The organism is Baaleninema simplex PCC 7105 (assembly GCF_000332355.1).
GTDB classification, from domain to species: Bacteria; Cyanobacteriota; Cyanobacteriia; order Cyanobacteriales; family Geitlerinemataceae; genus Baaleninema; species Baaleninema simplex.
This window is the reverse complement of the sequence record NZ_KB235958.1, coordinates 1982102-2008975: the sequence shown is the minus strand read 5'-3', so window position 1 is coordinate 2008975 and position 26874 is coordinate 1982102. Positions and strand designations below refer to the sequence as shown.

Here is a 26874-nt window from a genome sequence, read left to right as displayed (position 1 = left end):
CAGGAGCTTAAGAATCTTTTTCTAACAGAATCTCACCTCGATTTGACAGAAAATGGTTATCATCGCGAATTATCTTTTGAATGACGATCGTGATATTGTGTCCCGGTTCGATGATGGGTTTAACTTCAATCATCTCCGATCGAGAGTTAATCTCAAAATTGGATGCATAAAAGTGCGGTTCGTGAGTCGTGGTAGCATCAAACTGAAACTGGGCAAAATCTCCACTTTCAGAAACTAAATTACCGACTACTTGCCAATCGATTGCTGGCACGGTATTTTGTGGGTGGTTAGGATTTAAGCCCACTCTTTCGGAAGCCCGAAAAAAGAACTGTAACTGATTATTGCCCATAGAAGTTGTTCTCCCTAACAGATAAAACATATTAATTATACAAACGCGAGAGGGAAGGCGATTGTCCCTGACAGTTTCCTCGGATAGTAATCCAAATGTTCCAATAAAGTCTATTTTGGTTTCCAGCACAAGATCGTCGGAAATAATTTTTCCAAAATTCAGGTGAACGACTCTGTAAATCAACCGAATAACGCGCCGACGAACGTTTACTTGTACCTCTCCTCCTGATGTATCAACAATACCGATATAGGGAAAGCTGACCCCATCAGAATCTATTAATATATTTGACCAATCGCGTTGATAACCACTACGCCTGAAAAAATAGTATTCTTGCAGACTATCCGTATTGTCATAGGGAATGGGCTGTGTTTGATTGTTAGCCAGTTGTTCTTCTCGGTCTGGCTTGTCTACTTTTCTCGAAATTTCCTCCTGGTTTTCTCTAACAGCAAAAGCAGAATGATTTTTTTTAAGTAACATCTGAAAAGGGTTGCTTTTAGAGGTAAATAAGACAACAAAAAGAGTACCAATTGCTAAAATATAGCCAAACCATTTGCTTAAATATCTTATCATTTTCACCAAGAAAAAATGTAATTTTATAAATTCAATAATCTGTTATATAGCAATCTTGAATTATTCATCAAATCTCCAACGCTTAACCTTTTGTAGCGTAGGCTGGAAGCCTACGATTTCTTTCATGGCTGAAATGGAATTACTATAGACCAGATCTATATTTGAGCGAGTTTACATTTCGATACATGACGCCTGAAATTTACCTCGATCTACTTACCAATTTCTACAGCTATTTGATGAGTTTCATCATCGAAGACGAGCTTATATATCTTTACCCCGCTCTAAAGTGACTTGGCTCTCGTTTCCCCCTTTAGGTTGCTGACTTTCCTAAATCTAACGGGATGATTTAGCTCTTCCTAGAAGCCATAGCTCATACTTGCTGAGATATTGTGACGAGATAATTCTCGATAGAATTAACTGTACGAACTTAAGGTGGCTCAGCGTTGAAACTCGACGTGAATCATGACGGCCAAGCAACTCTTCAGCCAAATCTGAGAGTTCCACAAGAAAGGTTTCAAATTCTTCAGGAGTTACATAGAACAATACACCAGGGGGAACTTCGGGAAACGGGTCATCCTCCATATTTTTAGGTAAATTCCTGTTCCAAACAAATTCTGTCCCTGCTAATTCTCTGTCAGGGGTCACTATATGCCTCGAACAGAAAGCCGTTACTAGACGTGCCTCTATTTCTTTATCGACCCCATCAATATCATTTGGGATAACCGGATTGGGAGCCGATAGAGTAATTATATCAAAGGGGGGTATAAACACTATCTCAACTGTAAAGTTCAGCCTTACCCAAAAGATATTTTGATAAAAGTCTTGGACATTTTGCTGTTGGATCTCGTAAATTTGTTCTCCTACGGAAACGGGAAAATCGGACTTTGGAGATGGCTTCATTCTAAAGGCCTACCTCCTGACGAGTATCGTTGTTCCAAACTCGGGATATCGGGGAAGTATTGAGTCGCCCATTCCCGCAGAGTGGGACTGCGTAATCGATCGCGATATACGCTTCTCCAGTCCCTCACACCCTCAGCATGTTCTCTCAATACTTCAAGATCTGCCCTCCGCTCTTCGAGACGCAGAAATTCTTCTAGGCGGTTATGATATTCAGTGACGGCATCTTGCTCATTCGTTAGTATACCATGTCTCATCCTAGACCGTTTGGTTGTCCCATTCGGACGCCTAATATATCGATCTGTTAACATATTTCCTCCAAAGCGCTCAGTTAATTGCTGTACGTGGCCGAATTCATGCTCTAAATCTAAAAACCTCATATTTTCTTGGAGATTGACCACTCTTTCAACTTCAAGAACAACTCCTTGTCTATCCACGTATTCTATTACAGAAACATATGGATCGTTAGAAGTCATCCTCACTTCAAATCCCAGGCTTTCAATCTGGTTAATCAGGTTTGGGTAGTCAGGATGGTCTTGCATCCGAACCGTTCCCACACGAATGGTTTCAGGAGTACTGGGCAATCCCTTTTTTGCCCCAGTGTTCATTCGTTCGCGGGGAAAAACCAGTTAATTGAAAGATTCAACAATACTCTTCGTCAGCGTGTATCTCGACTCGTTCGTAAAACCTTATCTTTTTCTAAAAAGCTAATCAGGCTCTTCGGAGTTTAGGGTGACAGAAAAACTAACTTCACGAGATTTCAAGGGTTTTGGCTCTCGAATTCTCAATTTTTTGTATTATGGTATACATTTATAACCACAAACTCCGAAGACCCGAAAATCACATCGGTGCGATTTGGTATTTCGTCCATCATTATAATGCTTCAATTCGCGCCCGTCATCATCACTGTGCATGACTACCTGACTACCTAACCCATTAGGTGTTGCAAAGCATCGTAAGCGAGATCGAAGTTATCCCCCAGATCGGTTCGCAAGCGTTCGAGAAGAGTCTCGGCTCCCTCATCCCCGGCTGCCTCAAGTCGAACGGCCTCGCCTAGCTCTTGAATCTGGCGAGTCTTCAAACGAGAAAACACCTCGGTTCCCCCTGTCGGACTGTTTTCAATTATCACCCTCTGAAGAAAATTGCCTTTATACTCTCCATATATAGGAAGCTCTACTCCCTTCTCAGGTATGATTCCTTGTAATTCAAGGCATAAAGCAACTCCAATACAAAAGCCAGGTGCATCGCCTTCTCTCGAATCAGCAATCTGATTACGTTCAGAAAATCCCCCTGAATATCTTCGAGACATCCAGAGCATATCTAGATCGCAAATGAACAGCCCCCCTCCTATGATTGTTGTATATCCAATTAATTCTACATCCAATAGCTCTTTAGGCTCTGCACGTTGCGGAGGTGTGGCATATACATTATTGATAAACTCTTCGGCATCTTCAATCTCGTGAGCGGGAAGACAATTAGCGACTTCAATAGAGTACCTCAAAAACTGCTCTCCTTGATATTATGCATAGACTGGAATATCAACATAGTAGCAATTGTTTAGAACCTCATCTTCTAATTCAAACTCAACACATACACCAACCCCGATCTCTTCTCCATCCGGAGCTTGTGAAATTACATATCTGTCTTCCTGAATGCTTTTCTTGGGAATTAAAATTTGTCCTTCTAGCTCATAATTCGTACAAATGTCAGCGGTTGCAGAGTCAACAATAAAAAGAGCAGAGCTGGGAGTAACAGTAAAGTATCCAAGTATCTTTTTGAGACGAGCGTTGGGAATTGATTGCATGGCTAGGAAAACAAATCAAAATAAATAATAATTTTCTTGACACACAATCTGTATATTGTCAAGAGAATTTGCTAAAAAACAGCAATGCCCAGTTTTGGTTTCTTGTCTCAACACCCCAGATTTGATATGAGGTGTTTTGTTTTGGAGAAGTCTAATCTTATTTATTGAAGCTCAACTAAATTAACGCGCTGATTTGGATCGGGTTGCTCGACATAAAAAACGTTATGGTTTTCAAGGGCTTTAAGGCGATCTTTGTTAGTTTCTGCCATCTGCTGAGTAGCAAAAAGAAAGTTGGCTCTTTCTGCTGTTATCGAATCCTTGATGTCTTGTTGTCCGATTACTTTTGTATATCTTGTTAAAGACTCTCCTGCTAGTGGATTAGATTGGTATTTAAATTCCCATATTGTTCCGCTGCTGGAATCGAAAAGATCGCAATTTACATTTTTTAGAGATCCACGCTCTTTAAATTTTGCTCTTCTTAAGTTTCCAAATTGTGGTACATATAGCTTGAGGAAGTTTTCAAAGGCAGAACCTCTTATGGATCTTCCCGCCGATCCAATTAAATCTTCAGTTAAGCGGATAAATTCCGGCAGGTCTTCGCCCACTTTAGCAGGAATTAATGCACTTAAATACTGTGTAAATAAGTTATATAATTTTTGCCGATCGAGAGGTCTTCCTCCACGTGTTTCTTGTACGAACTCTCTTATTCTCTCCAGATCGAGATCCGTTATCTCAAATCTTTCGAGAAGATTCAGAATTTCTCCCGATCGAAATTTCCTTGGATACAGCCCAAAGTTTAGCCCGTTAGGTAATCCCTCTATTGCACTTTCAATCGCCGTTATGACCTCATCAAGTGAAGTGAGCCTTCTCGCATTTTCTAGATCGGAAGAGGAAAGATTTCTGACATACTCTTCAATTCTTGCTGCGTCAACGCAAATTGCTGCCTTAGTTGCAGACCAAGTACACTCCAATAGCAGCCGTCGCTTGGTCGAATCGTTAAGCTGTCGAAAAATATCCTGGGCCCATCGAGGCAGTTGTTGTAACTCCTCAATTGATTCTTTGCTGAGTTCTTGAAGTAACTCTTCAGGAATTTCTAAGACTTCAGCCCCCCACTGACGAGCAGTACGCATACCGCCCGTAGACATCGAGCGCGTTCCTTGCTGTAAAGCATCGTAAGCCGGATCGAAATCATCTCCGAGTTCGTCTCGCAACCCTCTTAGCAGAGCGTCAGCACTTTCGTCTCCTTCAAATTCGAGTACGGCCGCGCGATCGAGCCGTTGAATTTGCTCGGGAGTCAGACGATCGAACACATCGACGTCTGTGGCGGTCTTGGCGATACGCTCAGCCTTTAAGTCGCCGATTTACCTAAGTCTAACGTAGCAATTTAGCGCTCAAAATTCACGGACTAAAAATGGGTCTTCGGAGTTTGTGGTTATAAATGTATACCATAATACAAAAAATTGAAAATTCGAGAGCCAAAACCCTTGAAATCTCGTGAAGTTAGTTTTTCTGTCACCCTAAACTCCGAAGAGCCTAAAAATGATTCTTGTGACTTGTGGCAAAATCCCATCAGGTAAATTGCCGTATGAGATCCCCGGCATCTCCAAGATGCCGGGGATCTGGAGAGACAATTCAACCTTCAGATAGGAGTTTTAACCGGTAAATTACCGCAAATGAGTTAGGATTGCTATATTTTTACTCATTACTTAAACTAGATGATCCCTACACACCCTCTCCCCTCTTCTCGATGGTAGTGAATCCTTCCTTCAACGGCTCCCAAAATCATGTCGTCTAAATTAGGACACACGTTCCATTCAAATTTTTCCTCAAGTTCTAAATAGTAGTGAATGGGCGGATTATCTCCATCAAAAGCGCGAAGAAAGTAAAACTCATAACCTTGCCCTCCCATCGCAAAAACAATCGCATCTTCGGGCAACGGTTCGCGACAATGATCCTCCATTATCTCAGGAGCAGTTTCTTGATTATAAAGCACATCACCCACACAAAAATCTAAGTGATCCATAAATCTGCCAGCACCAGCGCCCATCCACAAGAGGAATTCTTTATAGGCAGCCGGTAAAGGTAAGCCGAGTTGACGTTCGAGTTTCTCAATATTTTCTGGATGAGCCGGTCGAGTTTGATAAGGAAGATTTAAATCTTTAAATTCTTCCATCATTTCAGCATATCGTTTTTTAGCTCGCTCTAGGTACATCTAAGTTTCTCCCTGTTGACAAATTACTTTTCGAGCGGTGGCCAGAGGGTGTTAAAATGAGAGTCCCAGCGATAAAGCAGTCCGATAATCCCTCAGCGACTACCTGTTGCAGTGTATCGTAAGCGGGGTCGAAATCATCTCCGAGTTCCTCTCGCAACCCTCTCAAAGGAACTGATACACTTTGAGATTTTATACTCTGGCTTTATTGTCTCTTCTTCTTCTTCTTTGCATTTTTATTTACAGACAACCTCTCAGGAAATTGCTCTATAAACCTTTGATGAATTGACTTATCTGTCGGCTCGTAGACAATGGAGTTTTTTTGGCTGTGCAGAGGTTTAGTATGCTGAATTTGCCCTGAAACTATAGGAAGAGGAATTGGATCGGGTGCAAAAGCAGCACAGGATCCATCAAGTTGGAAATGTTTGCAGTATTTGCATCCTTTGTACTCTGTCATTGAATTGTCTCCTTTCCTATGGTTACAACTTGTTGGGGGCAAAAAATCACAAAGAACTGTCTTTCTACAACTTCTATTGCATCATATCCTTGTTCAATTAAGTAATTTGTGTAAGCTACGCCAACGTCTTCATCGCTAACACCGAATTGGCGCATATAGTTATCTACTTCTTGTAGATATTGGTTATAATTTTGGTACACTTTTGGGTTTCTGACATCCAACATAACTTCTATAACAGCAGCATTTTCATCAGAAGATTCAGCAGCTACCCTTGCATAATTGATTGAGGTTTCCCTACTAGCTGTGATGTAAAATCCCGGCCCATAGTTAGAATAGTCATCAAAAAAGGCTGGATCTACGCCAGAAGTTGCTATATTTTCAGCGCTAGTAGCGACCGTCCCATGATAGAAAGTTCTATTGTTATAAACACTTTCGCTCGTATAGGCAATAGCCTCCTCTCTTGTCATAAATGGACTCCAACTAGGACGGGGGCTAGCCAAAGACTTGTTATGAACGAGAATCGATCGCGGCGAGACGAGATAGGTATGAAACCCTTCCACTTCAAGGTTATAGACTGTGAAGTTTCCCTCTCGACGCCGAAGGACCTCGATCTTCACCGACTCTCGATGCTGGGTGACGAGTCGATCGCCAATTTGTAACTCCCCAGCTTTCTTCCATCCTTCCTCAACCACCCAAAAGGGGTGTTCGGGAGAGGCCGTAATCGTAACCGCTCCCGCGACGATCTCTAAAACGACAGGAACGGCTCGAGTCAAGCAACGGACAACGGGACAATCCGCTGCCTTCCCCTTTTCGGGATGGACAGACACCACGCGATCGCCTACTTGAAGCGTCTCGATCGCTCGGTGACCAGAGGGCGTTAAAACGGGAGTCCCAGCGATAAAGCATTTCGTTACTCCCTCAGCGACGGGTGCGCGTTGCAACGCATCGTAAGCCGGATCGAAATCATCTCCGAGTTCGTCTCGCAACCCTCTTAGCAGAGCGTCAGCACTTTCGTCTCCTTCAAATTCGAGTACGGCCGCGCGATCGAGCCGTTGAATCTGTTCGGGAGTCAGACGAGCGAACACGTCGGCGTCTGTGGCGGTATTGAGAATGTCCTCAGCCGCTTCTGCTCCTCGCAGAAGCGTTCCGCTCTCGCGAATAGCGACGCTCACATCCAACCCCGCCAGAATCAGGTTCACCCAACCCATGACGTAATTGAAACGAGCCGCTCCGGGATCGTCGATCGAAGGTTCGCCACCGGCTTCCTGCGCTCCCGCCAGCGTATTACCTTCTTCAGTCGGATCGGAGTGATATCCTGTAAAAAAAGGTGGGTGTTTCTCGCCTCTTAAAAAACTTGGTCTTGGAAAATTTTATTAGCCAAAAGGCTACAAGTTGTAGACTTCACGTCGAAAGATTTTGCAAACTATCTTCTTGAAAAGAATCAAAAAAATGAGGTCGAGATTTTTATTCCGAAATTAACTCAAGAGGGCTATTATCAGTTTGTCGAACTATCCGCTTGAGGATCGGGACGATCGCCTTCGCTCCACCACCACCAGTGAGAAGAGGGAATTCCCGGAGGAATATCATTCGGTCTGACAGAACCTACTCGGTTCAACCAAAAAGCCACATCTTTTTCTACTTCTTCGATATCGATCGGTTCCCAGTAAAGCTTCTCATTTCCTGGATTAGGAAAAAGTTCGTTTAGAAAATGAAGAGCTGAGACCGCCCAACAAGCATATTTGACTTGCTCGTATTGAGAGTAAATCTGCCAATCATACTGACTTGGGTCAGTCGCGCGATCGAGAAAAAAATCAATTGAAAGCTCAATGAGAGGAAGCTGGTCATTGATTTCTGAAAGTAATTGTTTGATGGGTGCATCTTCTGGATCGATTATCCCTAAAGTCATAGATTGACCCAGTTTAAAGATATTAAACATAAAAGCTTTGCCGTTAACCTCCATTTCTTCTTTGATTTCTCTTATGGGGACGTGACCTTTGTTTTTTTCAATGTTAATGGCTTCAAAAAAGCTTTCTCGGAGTTGCTGGCAAAGCTCAATAGAATTCATAGTTTTTTTGGTCTTTTCTCATCATTTTCAACACTCCGGACAGTTTTTGACTGATAACGAGAGAATGCGGGTTTCAGACACCTCTCAAAACCGTTAAGCCAACGAGGAAATAAGGGTTTCAGCGCTTGCACGGAAAAATGTCCGGACTATCGATCGTTTTATTAATTTGCTTTATTGTAGTAGCTGGCTAAAACAACCAATCCTTCTTGTGATTCATACAAAAATGCTGTCAAGTCATATCTCTTGTCTGCCTCTGTTTTTGAACGAAAAATTTCAATAGTTCGTCCACCTGTTTGAGATGGATTCACTGCTTTTATCGTACCTTCTTTAACTGTTTTATTTGCACTATCTAAATATTTTATCACTTCACTTTCCGTGCCAAGGCGCTCGGTAGGTGGAAGCTCAAGATAATGTTTTTGCGTGTGATAAACAGCAGCCGATTTACTACTAAAATGAACTTCATCCAATTGCTGAATTGCTGTAGCTAATTCGTTGTCTGTTAATCCTGCCTCAACGCTTGTAGCTCCAATACGACTGCCTAGAGCATCAGCTTTTTGCTGATAAGCTTCAAAAATTCGCTGGCGAGTTTGCAGACTCACACGATTGAGATCGTTGGCTTGTCCCATTTCTATTTCGGCTCGCTGCGCTACCGCGCTCTTAAAATTACTATTTTGACGTTTGATTGATAATATCGGTTTACCCAAAATGTTTGTAGAAATTTCTTCAAAAATAGCATTCCTTTCTGCTTGAGAAGGGGGTCTGCCATAGTCTTGTTCAAATTGAACAAGACGAGCCTCAACAGAGTCAACATAGTTGTCTGCGATCTCGCTAGAAATACGTTTAAAATCAGACACATACATCTCAAAATGATTAGTGAAATCTGCAACAGAAGTTGGATTTGTTGAAAGAGCGTAATCGGCGGCTTGACGCTTCAGGTGAGACGCGCCACTAGGATACGAAGCGTTTACTAGTACATTATAAATTCGGATGCGCTCAAAACGAGTCATATTGCCAAAAAGCTCTATTGCCTTCGGATCGTTTGTCAGATCCAGATCGCTGAGAATTTGGTTAAGCATTTCGTCTCCCTCAGCTAAATCTACGTTAAAACGTAAGCGATAGCTATTTGAAGTCCGAAACTCTTGGAAAATTGCCTTGGTTTCAGGAGAAATTGCCCTAACGTTGCCACCATTCATCTCCAATTCTCGAGTGACCTGCAAAAGACGACTCACATCTTCGTTAGGCATGGTTTCGAGTAGACGTGGATGAATATCAATTTGATTGTCAATACCAATCAGCTCGTCACTGAGCTGAGTAATCGAATGTTGGTTGAGGTCAATATTAGAAATCCCTTCAAGTCGCGTGATGAAGCGACTCAGTTCTTCAGAACTCGAACCCCCAGAATGTAATCCCTCATCGACTACCCCTTGCAACGCATCGTAAGCCGGGTCGAAATCATCTCCAAGTTTGTCTCGCAACTCATCGAGAAGCTCTTCATCATTGTCTCGAATTGCACGACCGAGTCTTTCAAGATCCTCAGTATCTAGGCGAGCTAAAACCTCAGTCCCCTCAGTGTTTCTAGCCAACGCTCCCAATACAGCCGCGCCTTCGTCAACGGTGGAGACCAGATCGAAGCCAGCTAATGCCAGATTCGCCAAAGCCATGACGTAATTGAAGCGAGCCGCATCGGGATCGCTCATCAGGGGTTGGCCTCCTCCCTCCTGCGATCCGGCCACATTCTCGAGTTGGATCGCTTGATTTAATTCAACGGCTGCTGTTCCGATTCCGAGTAAAGATCCGATGATACCAAGTATCCCATATCCGGTAAAAAAGGCGGCAACACCCAAACCCAATTCAACGGCTAAAGCAGAGAAGGAAATTGCTATTTCAATACGATTTTGATTGTCAATATACTCCCGAATAACTTCCTTGCCTTGACGAGGAATTTGTTCTAACACCTCTGTCACAACAGCATCGAGATCCTCCAGAGAAATTTTATCTTCGTGAAGTGCGACTTCGACTTTATCAATGTATTCAAGGATTCTATTAAACCTTGTGTGAATTTCATACGCCAGAGATCTATCATCTGCTAGATCGTCAGCTTTTTCGCGATCGTCATGAAATAAGCTAGAAGCTGGATGGGACTGACCAATTATCAAACGTTCCCTTTGCACGGCGTTCAGTGCTGTGTCAAGTTGCGTCAGGTTCATGCGAGCTGCCAAAATAGTTGGCTCTCCAAGCTCGTTAAAGTCCTGTATGAGGCTCTCTGCATTTAAATCTGAAAAAGCCCCCTCTCCATCAACACTTTCCAAAGGGCTAGGTGTCTGTGGAGGCATTTCTGAATTTGAGTCTGAAGAGTTTTGAGTCTCTAAGCCTCCTAAATTGCTGAGCTCCTCTTGACGGATCTCTGAAACAAAAGCTGAAGCTTCTCGTGCATTATTTAATTCAGTTTCTGCATTTTTTATTTTCTCTCGTAGCTCTTCTTCTTTAGCTTCTAAAGCAGCATCTCGTTCGATCGCCTCTCGAAGAGATTCAATATTCTGCCTTAAGGTTGTTTGCTGTTCGGCGAAAGAGCTAAATTCTTCGACGGTTAGGTTGTCAGGATTATCAGTAGAAGGGATGTAGTACTGTTCTTTGGCTTCTTCGATTCGTTGTCGGTTGTCCGCTAACCGTTGGAGCGCTTTAGCTTTTACCAACCCCCTGAATAGAGCGATATAACCCTCGTTGTTAATTTGCTCGTTACGTTCTAATCTTGGTAAATCTTGTTCGAGAACCGCTTGATATCCTTCCATATTCGGAAAGGTCGTACTTTCGGCTTCCCCCTCTAAGACGCTGCGGCTATCTAAGGTTCCAATTTCAGTATTGGGTGTGACAAGATGACCGTCGATCGTTACAAATGCTTTAACATTTATATTATTACCGGCACCAGTAAGGGTAATCTCATCGCGGCCTTCCTCGACTTCTTCTCGGGAAAATTCTCCCCGAGAGCCATCAGTTTCAATTTCCAGTGTAAAAATATAATGAAATCCTTCTTGTTCGATGACTACAGCTCCATCGTCACCTCCTGTCGCGATCGCAACGTGAGCTAAAGCCATCGCGCGATCGAAACCTTCTATCTTCGCGATATTATCGTCATCTCCTCGAACAGCATCTTTAATTTTGAATTCACTCGTTTGAAAAGCCCTTTGCGTATTAGGTAGTTGCAATACCGAAGATTTCCATTGAGCAATAGACTTACCTTCAAGTAATTCAATAATCTCTGAAATGGTTGACGAATTTTGAAGAGCTAATCGCAGGCGAATCATTCGCTCGTAATCGTCGAGCGTCGTCTCTTCATAATTCTCTAGAGGGCTAAAACTCTGTAGCTCCTCTTCAGAAAAATTTTCAAGGAGGAGATTACTGATTCTCAAAATTTGTGTATATTCTTGAGGATAATTTAAAGCATTACTTCCTAAAATTCTATTAATATTCTCATCATCACCAAGATTGTGTTCTAATAATGCCTTTTCTCTCAGTAATCCAGCCTGAATTCGGGCTAACAATTTTGGAAAAGTGGGTATTCTTTCAAGATTTGCAATCGCTTCTCCCGTCAATTTATAATATCGAGTATCAGCTTCGAGATGTAAACTGCGTGGCAGTGGTGAGAAATCACTACGGGGAGGCATTGTTTCAGCCAAAGCCTCGTCCTCTTCTTGAGAGGGTGGCTCTCTAAAGCTTTCAAATTGTGGCTCGTTCAGAAGAGTGTCTCGATCGATTCCTAGTAAATCTGCTCTTGATTCTTCATAAAGACTTCTAGATATGAAACTCCTTCGAGTTTCAAGATTTTCTTCAACGTTCAAGATCTGCGATAATTGCTCTTGACTGCATTCTTCAACATCTGGAGGATCACCACAAATAGTTCTGTGTGGAAAACGGCTGTGAAGAGCTTCTGCCTCTTCCAAACTAATCCTAAATAGCTGGGAGTTCCTCATTGCTATAGAAGAATCATTAGAATATGCTCCTTGAGGCCATATCAGTGGATAATATATCCATTCCTCCGACGTTTCTTCTTGAGGCGTTTTGGGATCCGACTTATTGGAGCTTTCTAAACCGGGCTGAGACGACTTTTGAGGAGAATCCGATCGAGCCCTGAGAACGGAAGACTCAAGACGTGGCGTTCCGTCGGTTCTCTCACTCTCGACTCCTGCTAACTCTTCAGATGCTTCCTCCGTGGGAAGGGGTGGCGCTTGAGACGTCACAGAGCCTTCGTTCCCACGAACCTCCTCTGGCGGCTCTTCCTCCCTTTCTTCATATCCCGTCCAACTGAACCAGTCTTCCTCGAGTGCTTCTACCGCTTCGGGTTCTTCAATCGAGGGAAACTGAGAGGTTGGAGGAGCGAGAGACTCAGGAGAGAGGATTTCTCTCGAGTCGTCCTCAGCCGAATCCCAACCCTCCTCACCTTCAGTTTCCATTTGGAGCCATTCCTGGCTGTCCACCCTCCCCATTTGCTCGAGTTCCTCTAACGACGGAGGGGGTGTCGTCTCCTCTTCTGGAGAAGATAAATCTTCAACTGACTTTCTCTCTTCCGACTCTAAAGGCGTCTCTCCCTCATCTTTTTCACTCTCGTTTCGACGATAAAGGGGAATGTCGTTGTCTGGATTGGGTTTTGGTAAAAACTCAAAATCACTCACTCTGCTCCTCCTTTCCCTCCAGTAAGGATCGAACGCTCACTAGCTAACACGACTCCGATCGGATAGTCGGAGCGGCCTGCCGAGTTTGGAATTCTGTCTAGCTTACTTTCCCAGAGGACATTTTGCAAAGGGTAGGGCTACACTCTAATGATGCTAGTCGGTCACAGTCCTTCTGTGGCAAGGATCTAAAAACCAAAGTAGCATTACTCCTCATTACTACCTTCGCTTTCAGGAGGTTGAAAAAGCCCCGAGTTTATCGTCATGAACTGAGAGTTTTTGATGCGATCTCTATCCCTATTGACAGCGATCTATATTACAGTCGATCGACGATCGCGATCGCAATTTGTCTTGACATCAAAATGATTCGCTGTGGGCGATCGCCTCGAACTGAACTCGGTCGATCCGCTGCGATCGATAGAGGGTTTCGGCAATTTCAGAAATCGTCAGGACAGAATGGGCGCGATAACCTTTCGCGTTCAGTCGATCTTTAACCCCTTTCTCGTGGTCGATAAACACGACGATATCGTTGACCGTCAACCCCGCCGACTCTAATTTTTGCGCCCCTTCAATGGCACTGTTGCCACTAATTAAAATATCGTCGATGACAACCACCGTTTCGCCGGGGTGGAAATGTCCCTCGATGGCGCGTCGGGTTCCGTGGGCTTTGACTTCCTTACGGGGGAAAATCATCGGACGGTGCAGTCGCAACGATAACCCCGTCGCCGTGGGAAGCGCCCCGTAGGGAAGCCCCGCGATGCGATCGAACGTCAAGCCTTGCAAGATCTCGGCGTAGGCGTTCAACACTTGATGGAACAGTTGTGGGTTCGAGATGATTTTCCGCAAATCGATATAGTAGGGGAACGTCGCCCCGGACGCCTGCACGTACTCCCCAAACAAGATGCACTCGAGATCGTACAGTTGCAAAATTAAATCCCGATGGGGAAATTCGCGAACCGCGTCGAGTTTGTCACCTTCAGGCGTCCAGAGTTCGCAGGTGGATGCGTCTTGGGCGATGTCTTGGCGAATGCGATCGATCTCGCCGTTGAGTTCCTCCAACTGTTCGGGTAAATCGTCTCGTTTCAACCAATCCTGGGGAACCGGAAGTAGCAACCCCGCCCCGTTGCGATCGAGTCCCGCCCGCAATAAGGCGTCGAGTTGTTCGGGTTCGGACCAAATACTGCGCGCGAGGAGCAACCGTTCCGGGGCGATCGCTCTAACTTGGCGGAAAATCTCGGGTTGTGAAGTTCCGACCTCGAACCCCAACTGTTCGAGCGGCCCCCACAGCCGCGCTTCTTTCACCACTTGTAAGTAAAATGGCGTCTGCGACGAAGGAAAATCCTGTAACGGCGTCGCTGTGGGGTTCGAGGTGCGACAGAGAACGAACGCTGCTTTGTCGGGATAGACCAAAAACGGTGCGGCTTCGTCTTGTCCGGCGTAGGGATTTAAGGTGACGGCGTCGACGTTCCAGGTTTCAAACACCGTGCGGGCGAAGACGGTGGCGGTGTTGAGATCGCTATGTTTGGCGTCGAGAATCACCGGAATTTCGTCGGGAACGTCTTGTAACACTGTCGCCAGCAGTTCTAAACCGGGCATCCCCAAGGCGTGGTAAAAGCCGAGGGTGGGTTTGTACGCACAAACGCGATCGCAGGTCGTTGCGACGATCGCCGTCAACCAGTCGCACAAATCCGACATCCGATAATCGAGACGTTCTCCCGATTCGTCGCCTCCGGGCATCATTTCCGGGTTGGGATCGAGTCCGACAACCAGTAAACTCTGATTTCGGGCGATCGCGCCGTTGAGTTTCTCGAAAAAGCTCGTTTTCATGTGAATTTCGCCTCTTGCCCCTCCTCTGCTACAAAGATGGTAACGCCAAATTTTCCCAGTCTCGGCGATCGCCTGCGACATCGACTTCAACAGGTGGTTCCCTTCGCGGTTCCGGTGGTGGAAATTCCCGTAAAACTCGGGCGCGATCGCGATCGGCTCCGCTATCGATCGGCGGTGGCGTTGAAGTTTGCGAAGGTCTACTCGCCCCCCGCTGACAGCCTCGCCTTGGCGAACGACATCGCCAACCACTGGAAAACACCGGAATTCGAGGTGTCCGTCACGCCGCCGGGATTTCTCGACGTGACGGTGGCGGATGCAGCTTTAGCGGAGTGGTTGCAACACCTCGCCTGCGATCGCGGTTGGGAAAACGACGACTCGCCATACGACAGAGACAACTACACGTCCGATCCCTCAACTTCGGTTGAGGTTCCCTTTTCCGTACAGTACGCGTGTTACCGTTGTGGTTCGTTACTCCGTCTCGGGGAACGCGAAGGGTTTGTGAAGCTCGATTCTCCCAAAGGCGATCGCATCGTCGAGCCTTTCCCTCTTCCTTGGCTCGATCTCGCCTCAAACTCCCCGTTACGCTGTATCCGCCACAGCGAACGTAACCTGATTTCAGAGTGCGCGTTCGTGGCGGACGCTCTCGTGGCGGAGGAGATCTCCGATCGACCTCGACAAATTCTCAAACTCGCCACCCGTCTCGCCGAAGCCTTCGAGACATTTCACCGAGATTGTCGAATTATCGGACGACCCCGCGCGATCGCCCAAGTTCGCCTGGGATTGCTGGCGGTGACGCGAGTTTTGTTAAAATGGCTGCTCGAAGCGGGTTTGGGCGTTTCAGCACTCACCGAATTGTAAGGAAATATGAGGAAATTTTTAAATTTTGAGAAAAAGGGGTGACAAACTCGGTAAGGTCAGCTATATTACCTAATGTGTGAGGAGCGAACCAGTAAGGACACCGAGACGAAACACGGCCAGTCGTCGGTGTCCTTTCTGATCTCAGTATTTTTTCAAAGTTAAACTCAGTCGTTTTGCGGAAGAGTGTTCAGTGCGACAGGTTTAACTTAAAAACTGTTCGATCGCCACCGCGACACCATCGGCTTCGACAGTCGGAGCGACCCAATCGGCGATCGCCTTCACCTCATCTGGCGCGTCGCCCATCGCTACCCCAATTCCGGCGTATTTTAACATTTCTAGATCGTTCCAGTTGTCGCCGACAGCCATCACGTTTTCCGGGCGCAATCCCAAACAGGCTTCGGCGATATAGCGCACGGCGTCCCCTTTGTTGACATCGGGATGCGCCGCCTCGAAGAACGTCGCCACAGACGTGGTGGTGTAGAGTTGTTGTCGCGTATAGCGTTGGCGTATTTGATGCAGCAACGACGCGATCGCCGTCGTATCGTGACTGAGAGCTAAGACTTTCGTGGGGGCGGTTGCGAGACTGCGTAAGTCGCCCACGGCGATCGCCTCCATTTTAGAGCGTTCGACATAAGCGCGAGTGTCTGGGGTCAAATCGCGCACGTAGAGGCGATCGTCGATGTAAAAGTGAACTGAGAGGCGATCGCGCCATTCGGGACTCTCGAAAAAATCGAGGAGTTCTCGGGTTAAATTCGGACACAGCGGCGTGTGGCGGTGGATGCGATCGCCGTTAGTAGGATCTTTAATCAACGCGCCTTGATAGCAAATCAGGGGAAGTAGCGACTCGATTTCCCGGTGAAAGCGCAACGCAGAACGGTACATTCGTCCAGTAGCGATCGCCACCGGGACGCCGTTAGCCGCGACTCGTCGAATGGCGGCTTTGACAGGTTCGCGAATTTGGTTGGACGTTCCGGCGATCGTCCCGTCTACATCTAACACGAGGAGCTTAATCGTCATGGTGGGGTTGTGAAATTCCGTCTTGATGGTAGACGAGAACAGGAGTTTAGGGGAACTCAGAAAAATCCAAACCCCTCTGCGTCCTCTGTGTCTCCGTGGAGAATCAATCAAACATCGCGATCGACCTCATCCATCCCCTGACGAATCGCCGCTTCCAGTTTTTCCGGTTCGTCCGTTCCGATGCGGAAGCGTTTCCCCGTCGCCAGATGAAGCTGTACCGCATCGAACCCCGAAACGTTAAACATCCACCCTTCCGGCGTCAGGCGAATTCCCCACCCGTAAAACCAGCGATTTCGGACGACAGACACCTCGTCGATCGCCACTAACTCGAATTCCTTGCGAATCCAACCGGGCCCGAACCAGCAGCGAACTTTCCCGCTTCCCACCTGAACCGTCAGCGTTCCGAAGACAACCGCCAACAGGACTAAAATAACGAGAACGCCAATATCGAGAATCCAAGACGGACGAAACAGCATCAATCCCACGATTAACACCGCGACAGCACCGAATGCGGCGAGAATTGCCCAACCGATTTGCGTATGTTGGTAAATCACGACGAACTCCCCTCAACATCAGCGAACAGCGAACAGAGTCGTAGGGTGCGTGACTTGAAAAATCGGGTGTCGATCGTGAGACCGATCGTTTGTCACGCACCACCAACGTACACCGCCCACCGACAAGGGTGTGTGACGAAATATGGCTTTTCCGACCTTGGTGTGTAGGGTAAATGCTTGTAGCCTCTATCTGGAAAGGGATGCAAGCGATTCGATCTGCCTTTTATACAGGGTGCGTGACTTGAAAAATCGGGTGTCGATCGTGAGACCGAACGATCGTCACGCACCAACTCCTTCTCCCCCTCTCCCAAACGATCGAGGTTCGCCAAAAACAACCTATTCCACCGTTACCGATTTCGCCAAGTTGCGGGGTTGGTCTACATCCAAACCGCGACGGGCGGCGATATGATACGCCAATAACTGTAACGGAATCACCGACAACAGCGGCGAGAGCATTTCGTCCACCACGGGAACCGGAAGCAAATCGTCGAAGGTTTCGGCGGCTTCCTTATCGTCCATTGGCGTGACACCAATCAACCGCGCGTCGCGGGCTTTCGCTTCCTGAGCGTTGGAGAGAACCTTATCGTATACCGAACCGGGCATGGCGATCGCCACCACGGGAACTTTCGCATCTAACAAGGCGATCGGACCGTGTTTCATCTCCCCAGCGGGATAGCCTTCAGCGTGAATGTAGCTGATTTCCTTGAGTTTCAACGCCCCTTCTAAGGCGATCGGGAAGTTAATCCCTCGCCCCAGGAAAATGAAATCTTGGGTGTCGCCGAACTCGTGGGCTAACTCTTCGATGTAGCGCTCCTGACTTTCTAAGACTAACTCGATTTGCCCCGGAAGCTGCCGCAATCCCCCCAAAATTTCTTGAATCCGTTCTTTAGAAACCGTGTTGCGGCGATAGGCTAAATCCAACGCCAAGGCGTAAAACGCCATCACTTGCGCCACAAAGGTTTTCGTCGCCGCCACCCCGATTTCAATTCCGGCGTGGGTGTCGATGATGTTGGGAACCATGTGTCCGAGGGAGGATTCCGGACGGTTGGTAATCCCCAACAGACGGGGCTGATATTCCGGTTTCAGGGGTTTTCGCCGCTCCTTCTCCATCGCTAACGCGGCGAGGGTGTCGGCGGTTTCTCCCGATTGCGTGACGCCGATGGTGAGGGTGTGGGGGGTGACGGGGGCGCCAGCGTAGCGAAACTCGGAGGCGTACTGTACCATCGTAGGGATTCCCGCCAACTGTTCGAGTAGGTATTTCCCGATTAACCCGGCGTGCCAACTCGTACCGCAGGCGAGGATTTGCACGCGATCGAGATTTTCGTAAAGGCTTTCGTCGAGTCCGAGGTTCACTGGGGGCGTGTCGTGGCTGGCTTCCCAGGTACTATCAGTGTAAGCTTCCAAACACCCGCGCACCACTCCGGGTTGCTCGTAGATTTCTTTGAGCATGAAGTGTTTGAACCCCTGTTTTTCCACGACGATGGGGTTCCAGGTGAGGGTTCGGGGACTTTTTTTAATGCGATCGCCTGCAAAGCTGTAAATTTCCACTCCCAGCGGCGTGAGTTTCGCCAGTTCGCCGTTTTCCATCGTCAACACGGCGCGAGTGTGGGGAATCAATGCAGGGGTGTCGGAGGCGCAGAAAAACTCTCCCTGTCCGAAGCCGATCGACAGCGGGGCTTGTTGGCGTGCCACAATGAGTTCGTCGGAATAGTCGGCACTGATGACGGCGATCGCGAAAGCACCTTCGAGGTGGTTGACGGCTTGGCGAACTGCTTCGAGAAACGGCGACGAGGCTAAGGTTGCGGGGGCGGCGGATTCCGGGCGAGCCAGGTATTCGGCGATCAGGTGCGGGATGACTTCCGTATCCGTGTCGGATTTGAACTCGTGGCCCTTCTGTTGTAGTTCCAGGCGCAGTTCTCGGAAGTTCTCCACAATGCCATTCTGCACGACCGCGATCCGTTGCGCCACGTCCATGTGGGGGTGAGCGTTGTACTCTTCGGGTTTACCGTGCGTCGCCCATCGCGTGTGTCCGATACCGATTTGCGAAGGGTTTTCGATCCCGTCGAGTTTCGATCGCAGGTTTTGCAGTTTTCCTTTGGCACGAACGCAGTGGATTTCACCTTCCCCGACGGTGGCGATTCCGGCGGAGTCGTAGCCGCGATATTCGAGTTTTTCCAACCCAGCCAACAAAATCTCGCTGGCTGCTTGCATCCCGATATAACCGACGATTCCGCACATACTACACCACTCCTCTAGATCTTGTCTGGGGGTTGACCTTCACAAAGTCTAGTATATCGAGGCGGGGAGAGAAGGGGCGATCGCCCTCGTTTGGGGAACGGCGGTATCGATCGCGCGATCGTCTCCCCCCATTGAGTGGGTTCAGAAGCGTTCGGGATCTAAGATAATTTTTCCATCTCCTAAAATCATTTTCCAGCAGATAGAATACTCAAAATTTACATAAGAACTATTGGATGCTCTAAAATCTGTTTCGATGAAAGTCGAATTATTCATATCGGCACAGGTTAAATTAGCCTTGAATAAAACAGCGCGATCGAGTCTCGAACACGGCAAAGTTGCATCCAATAAATTCGCTTCTGTTAAATTTGCACCAGTTAAGTTTGACAACATCAGATTCGCACGAGTCAAATTAGCTCCCGTCAAATCAGTCTCTGTCAATACGGAACCTCTCAAATGGGTTTCAGTTAAATTCGATCCGACTAAAGATCCAAGATTCAAATTAACACCGAATAAGTTCGCTTGAAATAGATCGACAAAATTCAAATTCGCTCGTTCCAAATTGGCTTCGCTGAAGTTGGCATTTTGTAAGTTCGACTCAGATAAGTCAGCTTTTTGAAAACATGCTTTTTCAAAGTTGCTATGAGATAAATTCGAGCCAGTCAGTACAGATTTGCTCAAGTCCGATTTGGCTAAATTGCTTCCTGAAAAATCCACATTTCTGAGATCGCATAGACTTAAGACAATCCCTTCGAGGTTAAGATTGCTTAAGTTCGCTTTGCTTAACTCAATTTGGCTGAAATTTCTTCTTCCCTTCTGATATTCCTCTAAAAGTTTATCCCGAGTCAATACAAATTCCCGACTCACCGGATATACATAGTATAAGGCTGCTGACTCGTAACGCATATCGGATGCATTAGCGCGATCGATACGAGGTAAACGCCCAAATTTTGTATTATCGATCTTGGAAGTTTGAAAATTTGCAATTTTTTCTAAATCTACATTTCTAAAATTGGCGTTTTTTAAATTAGCTTGGTAAAAACTCGCACCTTCAAGATTGGCAAACTCCAAATTTGCACCTTCAAGATTTGCACGATCGAAATTGACGTGAGATAGGTTCGCTTTTTTGAAATCTACCTGTTTGAGAGAGGCATTTTCAAAATTAGCACCTTGCAAGTTACATCGAAGAATCGAGCCGAGGAGATTAGCATTTTTAAAATCTGCCCCCGATAAATTTGCTTGCGAAAAGTCAATCCCTACTAAATCTGAATTTTTGAGGACAATTTTTTTCATATGCTGCAAAATAGAACTCGACAATCCGAGGCGAGCGAGTTCCTGTTTGAAGCAAATTTCCCTGAACGTGATTCCAGTAAAGTCGTTTTTTCCGGTTTCAGAAATTTGTTTAAAAAACGTTTGAATGTCCATTGAGCAACGTCTAATTTTCTAAAAATGGTCTGAAGTGGTTGCTAAGTGTCCGTCAGGTAAAATTGTTTTCCAGCAAGTGACATCAAAAAGACGATGTCCGCGATCGAAACCGATCGCATTTCTTAAGTTAGTTTCAATTAAATACGCCGATTCTAAATTTGCCCAAACTAAGCAGGCATTATTTAAATTGGCGCGATCGAGTCTCGCACCCATTAAATTGGCACGTGATAAATCAGCATTTGTGAGATTAACATAACTTAAGTCGGTTAAGATTAAATTGGCTTGACTTAGATTAGCTTCAGTGAAGTTGGCATCTGCTAACACCGCACCTCTTAAGTTGGCTTTCGTCAAATCAGCTTTCACTAAAGAAGAAAAATTTAGATTAGCTCCCAAAAGATCGGCTTGCTGTAAATTTGCACGATCTAGCACAACATATTTTAAGCTAGCTTCTCTCAAGTTTGCATTCTGAAAATTGACTTCAAACAAAATGGCTTCTTCAAAAGAAGCTTCTTGAAGAGAGCTTCCCCGAAAATTCGACTGCACTAATGTCGAATAATTAAAATTGGCATGGGTTAAGTTACAATTTTTAAAATTGGCTTGTTGAATATTCGAGGAACGAAAGTCAGCATTTTTTAAATTACTTCCAGTGAAGTTTGCTCCCTGAAGATTCAAGTTGCATAATTCAATTCCTTCCAAATCGATATTACTAAAGTCCGCCCCTGGTAATTCAGAATACTTGAAAGATGTCTGAAAAAAATTCTGGTTTTTTCTATATTTTCTGTATTCTCTTATAATTTGATTTCGCAACTGTTGAATTTCTTCTGGATTGTTCTTTTCGAGTGGTTTTTTATGGACTTCGTAATGTCCGAGATAAAGGTTGAATTCTTCAGAGGAATTCTGGCATTGCCGAACTTTATACGAAACGTCGTGTAAAGACCCAAAAATTGCACCATCAAGCTTTGCTGTTTGCAAGTTTACAGCTTTTTCTTGATTGGTATGTCGGAGATTTGCATTGGTTAAGTTGGCTTTGTAAAAATCAGCACGTTCCAAATCTGCATTTTCCAAATTTGCACCTTCGAGATTGGCATATCTGAAATTTGCGTCACGAAGAAATGGGCCAATTTTAACCTGCCTTAAATCGGCATTCTGAAAATTAGCTCCCTGCAAAATGCAATAATAAAGAAGAGACCCTCTTAAGTTTGCATTTTGAAAATTTGTATTAGAAAGATTTGCTGTGACACCACCCCCACTATCGAAGTCAATCTCTAATAACTCTGAATTCTTGAAAAGAATATCTTTTAATGAAAATTCCATCGATCTTGAAATTACTTCAGATAGTTCGGGTCTTCGGAGTTTGTGGTTATAAATGTATAGCATGATACAAAAAATTGAAGATTCGAGAGCCAAAACCCTTGAAATCTCGTGAAGTTAGTTTTTCTGTCACCCTAAACTCCGAAGAGCCGATAGTTCTTTCCATAAATGGACTCCTCTTAAAGAAATTCCCGTAAAATCTTTTTCTCCAGCTTCATATCGTTTGAGAAATTCTTGGATATCCATAGTCGAAATTTTGTAACATACTTCAAGCATACTACAAAATTAACATAGACCGACACTTCGTATCAAGAGCTGTAGCTTAGCGGAGATCGCTTCACCAAGATTCGATCGCCTGTCGGGATGTTTTCTCTGCCTAAAGCCATCCCCAGACGTTCCCTGAAACTCCCAGGAGAGCGTCAAAACCGCGATCGCGCCCCTTCCACAACCACCTCTATACTTTCAACTGTCCGCCGAGGGTGAAGATTTGCGTCGCCGTCAGGGTTAACTCGGGAAACAACACTGACGAAATGGGTTCGTCTGCGGTATGAACTGCTTCCTCGTAGAATCCCTGCTCCAATCGCAGCACAGTCACTCGCGTTTCGATCGCCTCGACAATCCAGTATTCAGGAATCTCGATCGCGCCGTACTCCGATCGCTTGTAGCGATAATCGTCTGTCACCGAACCCGGACTCACGATTTCCACAGCTAAAAACGGCGGCGTGTCAAACGTCGCCGACTGTCCCCACAGTGCCATTGCCGATTCTAGCGAGACGACCAGCAAATCGGGAAGACGGGATTTAGCAATTCCCGTTCGCACCCCCACCCCCTGCACGCAAGTCCAAGGTTGTTGGAGTCGCTGAATTTCGGTTAAAAAGGCTTGTGTTAAAAACGTTGCAATGAGGGCGTGAGCCATCGTCGGTGGATTCATCCGCCTTAAGACTCCATTTACCAATTCGTAACGGTTTTCTGAATCGCTGAGTTGGCAATAGTCTTCAAAACTCAACTGTTGAAATTCAGTTGAAACGACCATTTTTTGTAACTCCTATCTATTCATAAAAACCACAGAAATTTTATCTAAAATAGCAAAAAAAGCAATTTTCGATCGACTTTCAACTCTCAATGGGTAACAGCTTGTCCATCGTGGCCAACATTTTACTCGGATCGACAGGTTTCGAGAGAAATCCAGAGGCTTTCACCATTTTGGCTCGCACGCGATCGATCAATCCGTCTTGGCTGGTTAAAATTACTACGGGAACGTCTTGTAACGTCGAAACTCGTCGAATTTGGGCGCACACTTCGTAGCCGTTGATTACGGGCATCATTAAGTCTAAAAAGACTAAATTTGGCTGTCGTTTGATGAGTGTCGGTAACGCTTCGAGGGGATCGGTAACGTAAATAAAACGATATCCCGCACCGCGAACGATGACTTCGAGGATTTTGCAGTTTTGTAGGCTATCGTCGATACAAGCAATCAAAGGGGCTTCGGAGGACGAATCGTTCTCGAAATCAGCATCTTCAAGGCGATCGCCTCGCTCCGATCGCCCATCGGGTAAGTCGGGAATTTCGACGAGTTCGATCGCCCCGCGTCTGACATAGGGGAGTAGCGATTTCGTCAGGCGGGCTAAATCCTGTTTGAGCGAAACGGCTAAATCCCGCAACGTACTGCGAGAGTTGGCTAACACGATCAGTTTGCGATACGCTTTATCCGAGACCGAACTGCGAAGTTGTTCGCGATGTCGCACCACTGGCGCTGTATTGGGGAGATAATCGCTCAACCCTTCTTCACACCAAGCTTCCCATTGCAGTCGAGCGTCCGTAAGTACGTCGGCGACTTTCAGTAACGCGAGGGATTCTGAGAGGGCCTCTTCCCCATAGCCGATTCCCGTCAGGCTTTGAGATTGCGACGCCTGCAAAATATCGAACAGGACTTCGACAACGCACTCTGTTACGATCGCTTGGACGCTTTCGCGATCGATCTGCTGGCGTTTGAGTAAAATTGACAGTACGAGATATTCCCACGCCGTTTGTTTGTCCGTCTTGCGAACGTTGGCACGACTGAGATCGAGTTGTGGATATATCTTCGAGAGCGATCGCTGCCATCGCCGATGAGGGTGAGTTCCTCCCCCAGCCCAGACAATACGTCCGAGGCGGTAGTACAAATCCCAACTCTTCGAGTTCGGGGCGGCGATTTCCAGCCGACCTGAAAAGTGCTTTTGACTGCTGACTACAATCGCCTCGATCGCGCTGGGAATCTTGGCTTCGGGGCGGCTTCGGTTGGCATCTGTCGATGAAGAAAAATCAGAAGGGAAAATCGGATTCGGTGTCATGGCTTTCCGCAAGTTGGCGGGTTCAAAAAGGCGGCTCGGCTCGAACAAATAAAACGTACTTCGTTATCTTTTTATAAAAAATTAAACGGCTTGAAACTAGGAATTGAATAAAATTATAGCTTGCTTTTATTAAAAACTCTTGATACAAATTCGATCGCTCGACTTATAGCTTTTAAATGTCGAGGATTGGCTTCTCTAAATTGGTATTTTTATAACATTTGGATGGTTGAGATGCGAGTCTGGACGTATCGAACTCTTGCGAGTTTAATAAAAACCATCGGAACGGTCATGAAAGTTGACGGTCTTCGATCGCCCCGTATCGTTCCCGATCGGAACTATCCTTTATCGATCGAGACCCCTCGAAAGCGAGTCTCAGGACTGCAAAGTTGAATTAACATGATTGTATAGTGAGATCGCTGATGCAAGGTTTATTTGTCGGCTTAACGACTCTCGACTTTATTTATCTTACCGAACGGCTCCCCCAGACGGACGAAAAACTCGTGGCCGCAGACTATACGATCGCAGCGGGCGGCCCGGCGACGAACGCCGCCGTCACCTTTGCCAGTTTGGGGAATACCGCACGCACGATTTCGGCGGTGGGATCGCATCCGATGGCGTCGATCGTGCGATCGGATCTCGAGACCTACGGGGTCGTCTCGTTCGATCTAGATCCCGACCGACCAGACCCTCCTCCAGTGTCGTCGATTTTGGTGACGCCGCCAACCGGAGCGCGATCGGCGATCTCGATTAACGCGACGAAATCTCAACTTCCGTGCGATCGCCTTCCCGAAAATCCCCTGCAACAGATCGATGTCGTCCTCATCGACGGCCATCAAACGATCGTGGGGGCGGAAGTGGCGAAACAGGCGATCGCTCGACAAATTCCCGTGGTGGTAGACGGCGGAAGCTGGAAACCGGGATTCGAGGACATCTTGCAGTACGCCGATTACGTCGTCGCGTCGGCGAACTTTTTCCCGCCAAGCTGTACCTCGCCATCTCAGGTTTTTTCCTATTTACAGGGGTTGGGCGTCCCCCACGTGGCGATAACCCACGGCGAAAACCCCATCGTCTACTGGAGTCGCGGGACTTCTGGGAAGTTAGCCGTTCCGTCAGTGCGGGCGATCGATACCTTGGGGGCGGGGGATATCTTTCACGGGGCGTTTTGCCATTTCATCTTGCAAGAGAGTTTCGTCGAGGCGTTAGCGTCGGCGTCGAAGGTGGCCGCACAAGCCTGTCAGTCGTTTGGAACCCGCAGTTGGTTGAAGGGGCGATCGCAATGTTAAAACGGGATTGAATTGATTTGAGAAAATCCCGTGCAATCGAACGTTAAGGCGATCGCGATCCTCGTCCTCTGTGCTGCCATCTCGGGGGCGATCGCCGGTTGCGGCCGTCGTCGAGCGTATGTCTTGTCTGTCGCGTCGATCGAATCGAAGACGCCGAACTGTTGGAACTCGAACGCGGCGAAGTGGAACTGACCTGTGGAAACCGCGTCGTAGACGTATCTTGGAGTCAGTTTCGCCGCCAACTCAACCTCGATCCGGGGCAGTACAAACGCGATCTGCGATCGTTCGACCGCCAATTTCGCTGTATTTACGAACCTAGGGGACGCAAAGAACTGCTCTGTCAGCGAGGACGAAACGGCGAATTTGCGAGACTTCCCTTTCGCGACGACGACTGACGGCTCCGTTTTGACCGAGACGTTCGGGAAAACTGCCAGTCCGGCCGGTTCGTATATTGACATCCTCTCCCTGCATACCCGATAGGGTATGCAGGGAGAGGATGTCAATTGCCGACATTTGTGGGTTTACAGCATTGTCGTCGCGAGTCAGTCCCGAAGTCTTGGTCGCCTGGCTCAACGAAATCTTCTCCAGTTTCGATCGCCTCACGGAACAGTACGGCTTGGAGAAAATCAAAACCATTGGAGATGCGTACATGGCAGTAGCGGTACTTAAACAAATTTCAAGCCCAAACCAAGCCAAAACGCGCTTTGTGAGCGGCAAACAGGTCTCGATTCTCGTTCAGCCATGCCACAAAAACGAAAAGACATGGCTGTCCGAAAAGCCTCTAAAGCATCTACAAAAGTTTCCAAAGGTTGGTTCGCCCACTTCCTTCGTAAACCGCCCGTCAACTTAGAAGGTATCTATAAAGAAAAAATTAAGAGGTGAGGCGTTTGAGCATCAGAGCTGTCATGGCTTGATATACAAAGCACTCACTCATCTGAGGAAGACGCTCGTAATCCTTACTCAAACGTCGGTGCTTTCCTAACCAAGCTAAGGTGCGTTCGACGACCCAGCGTCTTGGC

General features: G+C 46.6%; 24 protein-coding genes and 3 pseudogenes. 6 read left to right on the top strand and 21 right to left on the bottom strand.

From position 1 onward, the window contains the following. Positions 1–7: 7 nt before the first annotated feature. From GEI7105_RS0111010 to GEI7105_RS0110995, 3 genes are all read right to left on the bottom strand, one after another. Complete coding sequence (locus tag GEI7105_RS0111010) at positions 8–919, bottom strand: hypothetical protein (RefSeq protein ID WP_017660518.1); 912 nt, start codon at positions 917–919, stop codon at positions 8–10. Between the two features lie 333 nt (positions 920–1252). Further along, positions 1253–1819, bottom strand: a complete 567-nt coding sequence (locus GEI7105_RS0111000) for a hypothetical protein (RefSeq protein WP_017660516.1) — start codon at positions 1817–1819, stop codon at positions 1253–1255. Further along, entirely contained in the window at positions 1816–2424 is a 609-nt protein-coding gene (locus GEI7105_RS0110995; RefSeq protein WP_017660515.1) for a hypothetical protein, read from the bottom strand. The genes GEI7105_RS0111000 and GEI7105_RS0110995 overlap by 4 nt, the downstream gene beginning before the upstream one ends. Before the next feature lie 18 nt (positions 2425–2442). Here GEI7105_RS0110995 and GEI7105_RS34775 point away from each other — a divergent pair. Continuing rightward, positions 2443–2547: pseudogene (locus GEI7105_RS34775) on the top strand (IS1 family transposase); the annotation flags it as partial. 197 nt (positions 2548–2744) lie between these two features. Here GEI7105_RS34775 and GEI7105_RS0110990 read toward each other — a convergent pair. The 9 genes from GEI7105_RS0110990 to GEI7105_RS0110950 all read right to left on the bottom strand — a co-directional run bounded on the left by GEI7105_RS0110990 (position 2745) and on the right by GEI7105_RS0110950 (position 14842). Next, positions 2745–3317 (bottom strand): hypothetical protein, encoded by a 573-nt coding sequence (locus GEI7105_RS0110990; RefSeq protein WP_017660514.1) that lies wholly within the window; start codon positions 3315–3317, stop codon positions 2745–2747. 18 nt (positions 3318–3335) lie between these two features. Then, entirely contained in the window at positions 3336–3620 is a 285-nt protein-coding gene (locus tag GEI7105_RS0110985; RefSeq protein WP_017660513.1) for a hypothetical protein, read from the bottom strand. Between the two features lie 161 nt (positions 3621–3781). Then, positions 3782–4930: a hypothetical protein gene (locus tag GEI7105_RS0110980; protein ID WP_017660512.1), complete on the bottom strand. Its 1149-nt coding sequence runs from the start codon at positions 4928–4930 to the stop codon at positions 3782–3784. Positions 4931–5331: 401 nt separating this feature from the next. After that, positions 5332–5832 (bottom strand): SMI1/KNR4 family protein, encoded by a 501-nt coding sequence (locus tag GEI7105_RS33370; protein ID WP_017660511.1) that lies wholly within the window; start codon positions 5830–5832, stop codon positions 5332–5334. A gap of 202 nt (positions 5833–6034) precedes the next feature. Then, entirely contained in the window at positions 6035–6286 is a 252-nt protein-coding gene (locus tag GEI7105_RS0110970) for a hypothetical protein (protein WP_017660510.1), read from the bottom strand. Beyond that, positions 6283–7494: a polymorphic toxin-type HINT domain-containing protein gene (locus tag GEI7105_RS0110965; protein ID WP_017660509.1), complete on the bottom strand. Its 1212-nt coding sequence runs from the start codon at positions 7492–7494 to the stop codon at positions 6283–6285. The genes GEI7105_RS0110970 and GEI7105_RS0110965 overlap by 4 nt, the downstream gene beginning before the upstream one ends. A 287-nt stretch (positions 7495–7781) precedes the next feature. Beyond that, a complete protein-coding gene (locus tag GEI7105_RS0110960) occupies positions 7782–8351 on the bottom strand; it encodes a hypothetical protein (protein WP_017660508.1) in 570 nt (189 codons plus the stop codon). Positions 8352–8512: 161 nt separating this feature from the next. Beyond that, positions 8513–13018, bottom strand: coding sequence for an AAA family ATPase (locus GEI7105_RS0110955; protein WP_017660507.1), 4506 nt, complete (start codon positions 13016–13018; stop codon positions 8513–8515). A gap of 354 nt (positions 13019–13372) precedes the next feature. Beyond that, positions 13373–14842, bottom strand: a complete 1470-nt coding sequence (locus tag GEI7105_RS0110950) for a bifunctional orotidine-5'-phosphate decarboxylase/orotate phosphoribosyltransferase (RefSeq protein WP_017660506.1) — start codon at positions 14840–14842, stop codon at positions 13373–13375. Positions 14843–14878: 36 nt separating this feature from the next. On the opposite strand from GEI7105_RS0110950, the gene GEI7105_RS0110945 reads away from it, so the two are divergent. Then, on the top strand, positions 14879–15700 hold the full coding sequence (locus GEI7105_RS0110945) for a DALR anticodon-binding domain-containing protein (RefSeq protein WP_144053757.1): 822 nt from the start codon (positions 14879–14881) through the stop codon (positions 15698–15700). Between the two features lie 201 nt (positions 15701–15901). Here the strand turns inward: GEI7105_RS0110945 and GEI7105_RS0110940 are convergent, their stop codons facing one another. From GEI7105_RS0110940 to GEI7105_RS0110905, 7 genes are all read right to left on the bottom strand, one after another. Then, the gene (locus tag GEI7105_RS0110940) at positions 15902–16717 is read right to left on the bottom strand and encodes a Cof-type HAD-IIB family hydrolase (RefSeq protein WP_017660504.1); all 816 of its coding nucleotides are present in this window, start codon (positions 16715–16717) and stop codon (positions 15902–15904) included. Between the two features lie 107 nt (positions 16718–16824). Continuing rightward, positions 16825–17271, bottom strand: coding sequence for a hypothetical protein (locus tag GEI7105_RS0110935; RefSeq protein ID WP_017660503.1), 447 nt, complete (start codon positions 17269–17271; stop codon positions 16825–16827). A gap of 336 nt (positions 17272–17607) precedes the next feature. Continuing rightward, complete coding sequence (glmS, locus tag GEI7105_RS0110930) at positions 17608–19509, bottom strand: glutamine--fructose-6-phosphate transaminase (isomerizing) (RefSeq protein ID WP_017660502.1); 1902 nt, start codon at positions 19507–19509, stop codon at positions 17608–17610. A gap of 141 nt (positions 19510–19650) precedes the next feature. Beyond that, entirely contained in the window at positions 19651–20931 is a 1281-nt protein-coding gene (locus tag GEI7105_RS0110920; RefSeq protein WP_017660501.1) for a pentapeptide repeat-containing protein, read from the bottom strand. An 18-nt stretch (positions 20932–20949) separates the two neighbouring features. Beyond that, on the bottom strand, positions 20950–22245 hold the full coding sequence (locus tag GEI7105_RS33365; protein WP_017660500.1) for a pentapeptide repeat-containing protein: 1296 nt from the start codon (positions 22243–22245) through the stop codon (positions 20950–20952). Positions 22246–22696: 451 nt separating this feature from the next. Then, positions 22697–23275, bottom strand: coding sequence for a Uma2 family endonuclease (locus GEI7105_RS0110910; RefSeq protein ID WP_017660499.1), 579 nt, complete (start codon positions 23273–23275; stop codon positions 22697–22699). A 79-nt stretch (positions 23276–23354) separates the two neighbouring features. Further along, positions 23355–24572 (bottom strand): response regulator, encoded by a 1218-nt coding sequence (locus GEI7105_RS0110905; RefSeq protein WP_144053756.1) that lies wholly within the window; start codon positions 24570–24572, stop codon positions 23355–23357. 419 nt (positions 24573–24991) lie between these two features. Here GEI7105_RS0110905 and GEI7105_RS0110895 point away from each other — a divergent pair, with 419 nt between their 5' ends. The 4 genes and pseudogenes from GEI7105_RS0110895 to GEI7105_RS39845 form a co-directional block, all read left to right on the top strand. After that, positions 24992–25855: a sugar kinase gene (locus GEI7105_RS0110895; RefSeq protein WP_017660496.1), complete on the top strand. Its 864-nt coding sequence runs from the start codon at positions 24992–24994 to the stop codon at positions 25853–25855. Between the two features lie 30 nt (positions 25856–25885). After that, the gene (locus GEI7105_RS38390; protein ID WP_158413190.1) at positions 25886–26047 is read left to right on the top strand and encodes a hypothetical protein; all 162 of its coding nucleotides are present in this window, start codon (positions 25886–25888) and stop codon (positions 26045–26047) included. Further along, positions 26017–26250: a hypothetical protein gene (locus tag GEI7105_RS30015; RefSeq protein ID WP_144053755.1), complete on the top strand. Its 234-nt coding sequence runs from the start codon at positions 26017–26019 to the stop codon at positions 26248–26250. The genes GEI7105_RS38390 and GEI7105_RS30015 overlap by 31 nt, the downstream gene beginning before the upstream one ends. A gap of 107 nt (positions 26251–26357) precedes the next feature. Continuing rightward, positions 26358–26522, top strand: a pseudogene (locus GEI7105_RS39845) (adenylate/guanylate cyclase domain-containing protein); the annotation flags it as partial. Between the two features lie 9 nt (positions 26523–26531). On the opposite strand, the pseudogene GEI7105_RS39840 reads toward GEI7105_RS39845, so the two are convergent. Further along, positions 26532–26703 (bottom strand): annotated as a pseudogene (locus GEI7105_RS39840) (IS701 family transposase); the annotation flags it as partial. A 23-nt stretch (positions 26704–26726) separates the two neighbouring features. Continuing rightward, positions 26727–26874: transposase (locus GEI7105_RS34765; protein WP_144053913.1), on the bottom strand; the 148-nt coding region annotated here is incomplete at its 5' end.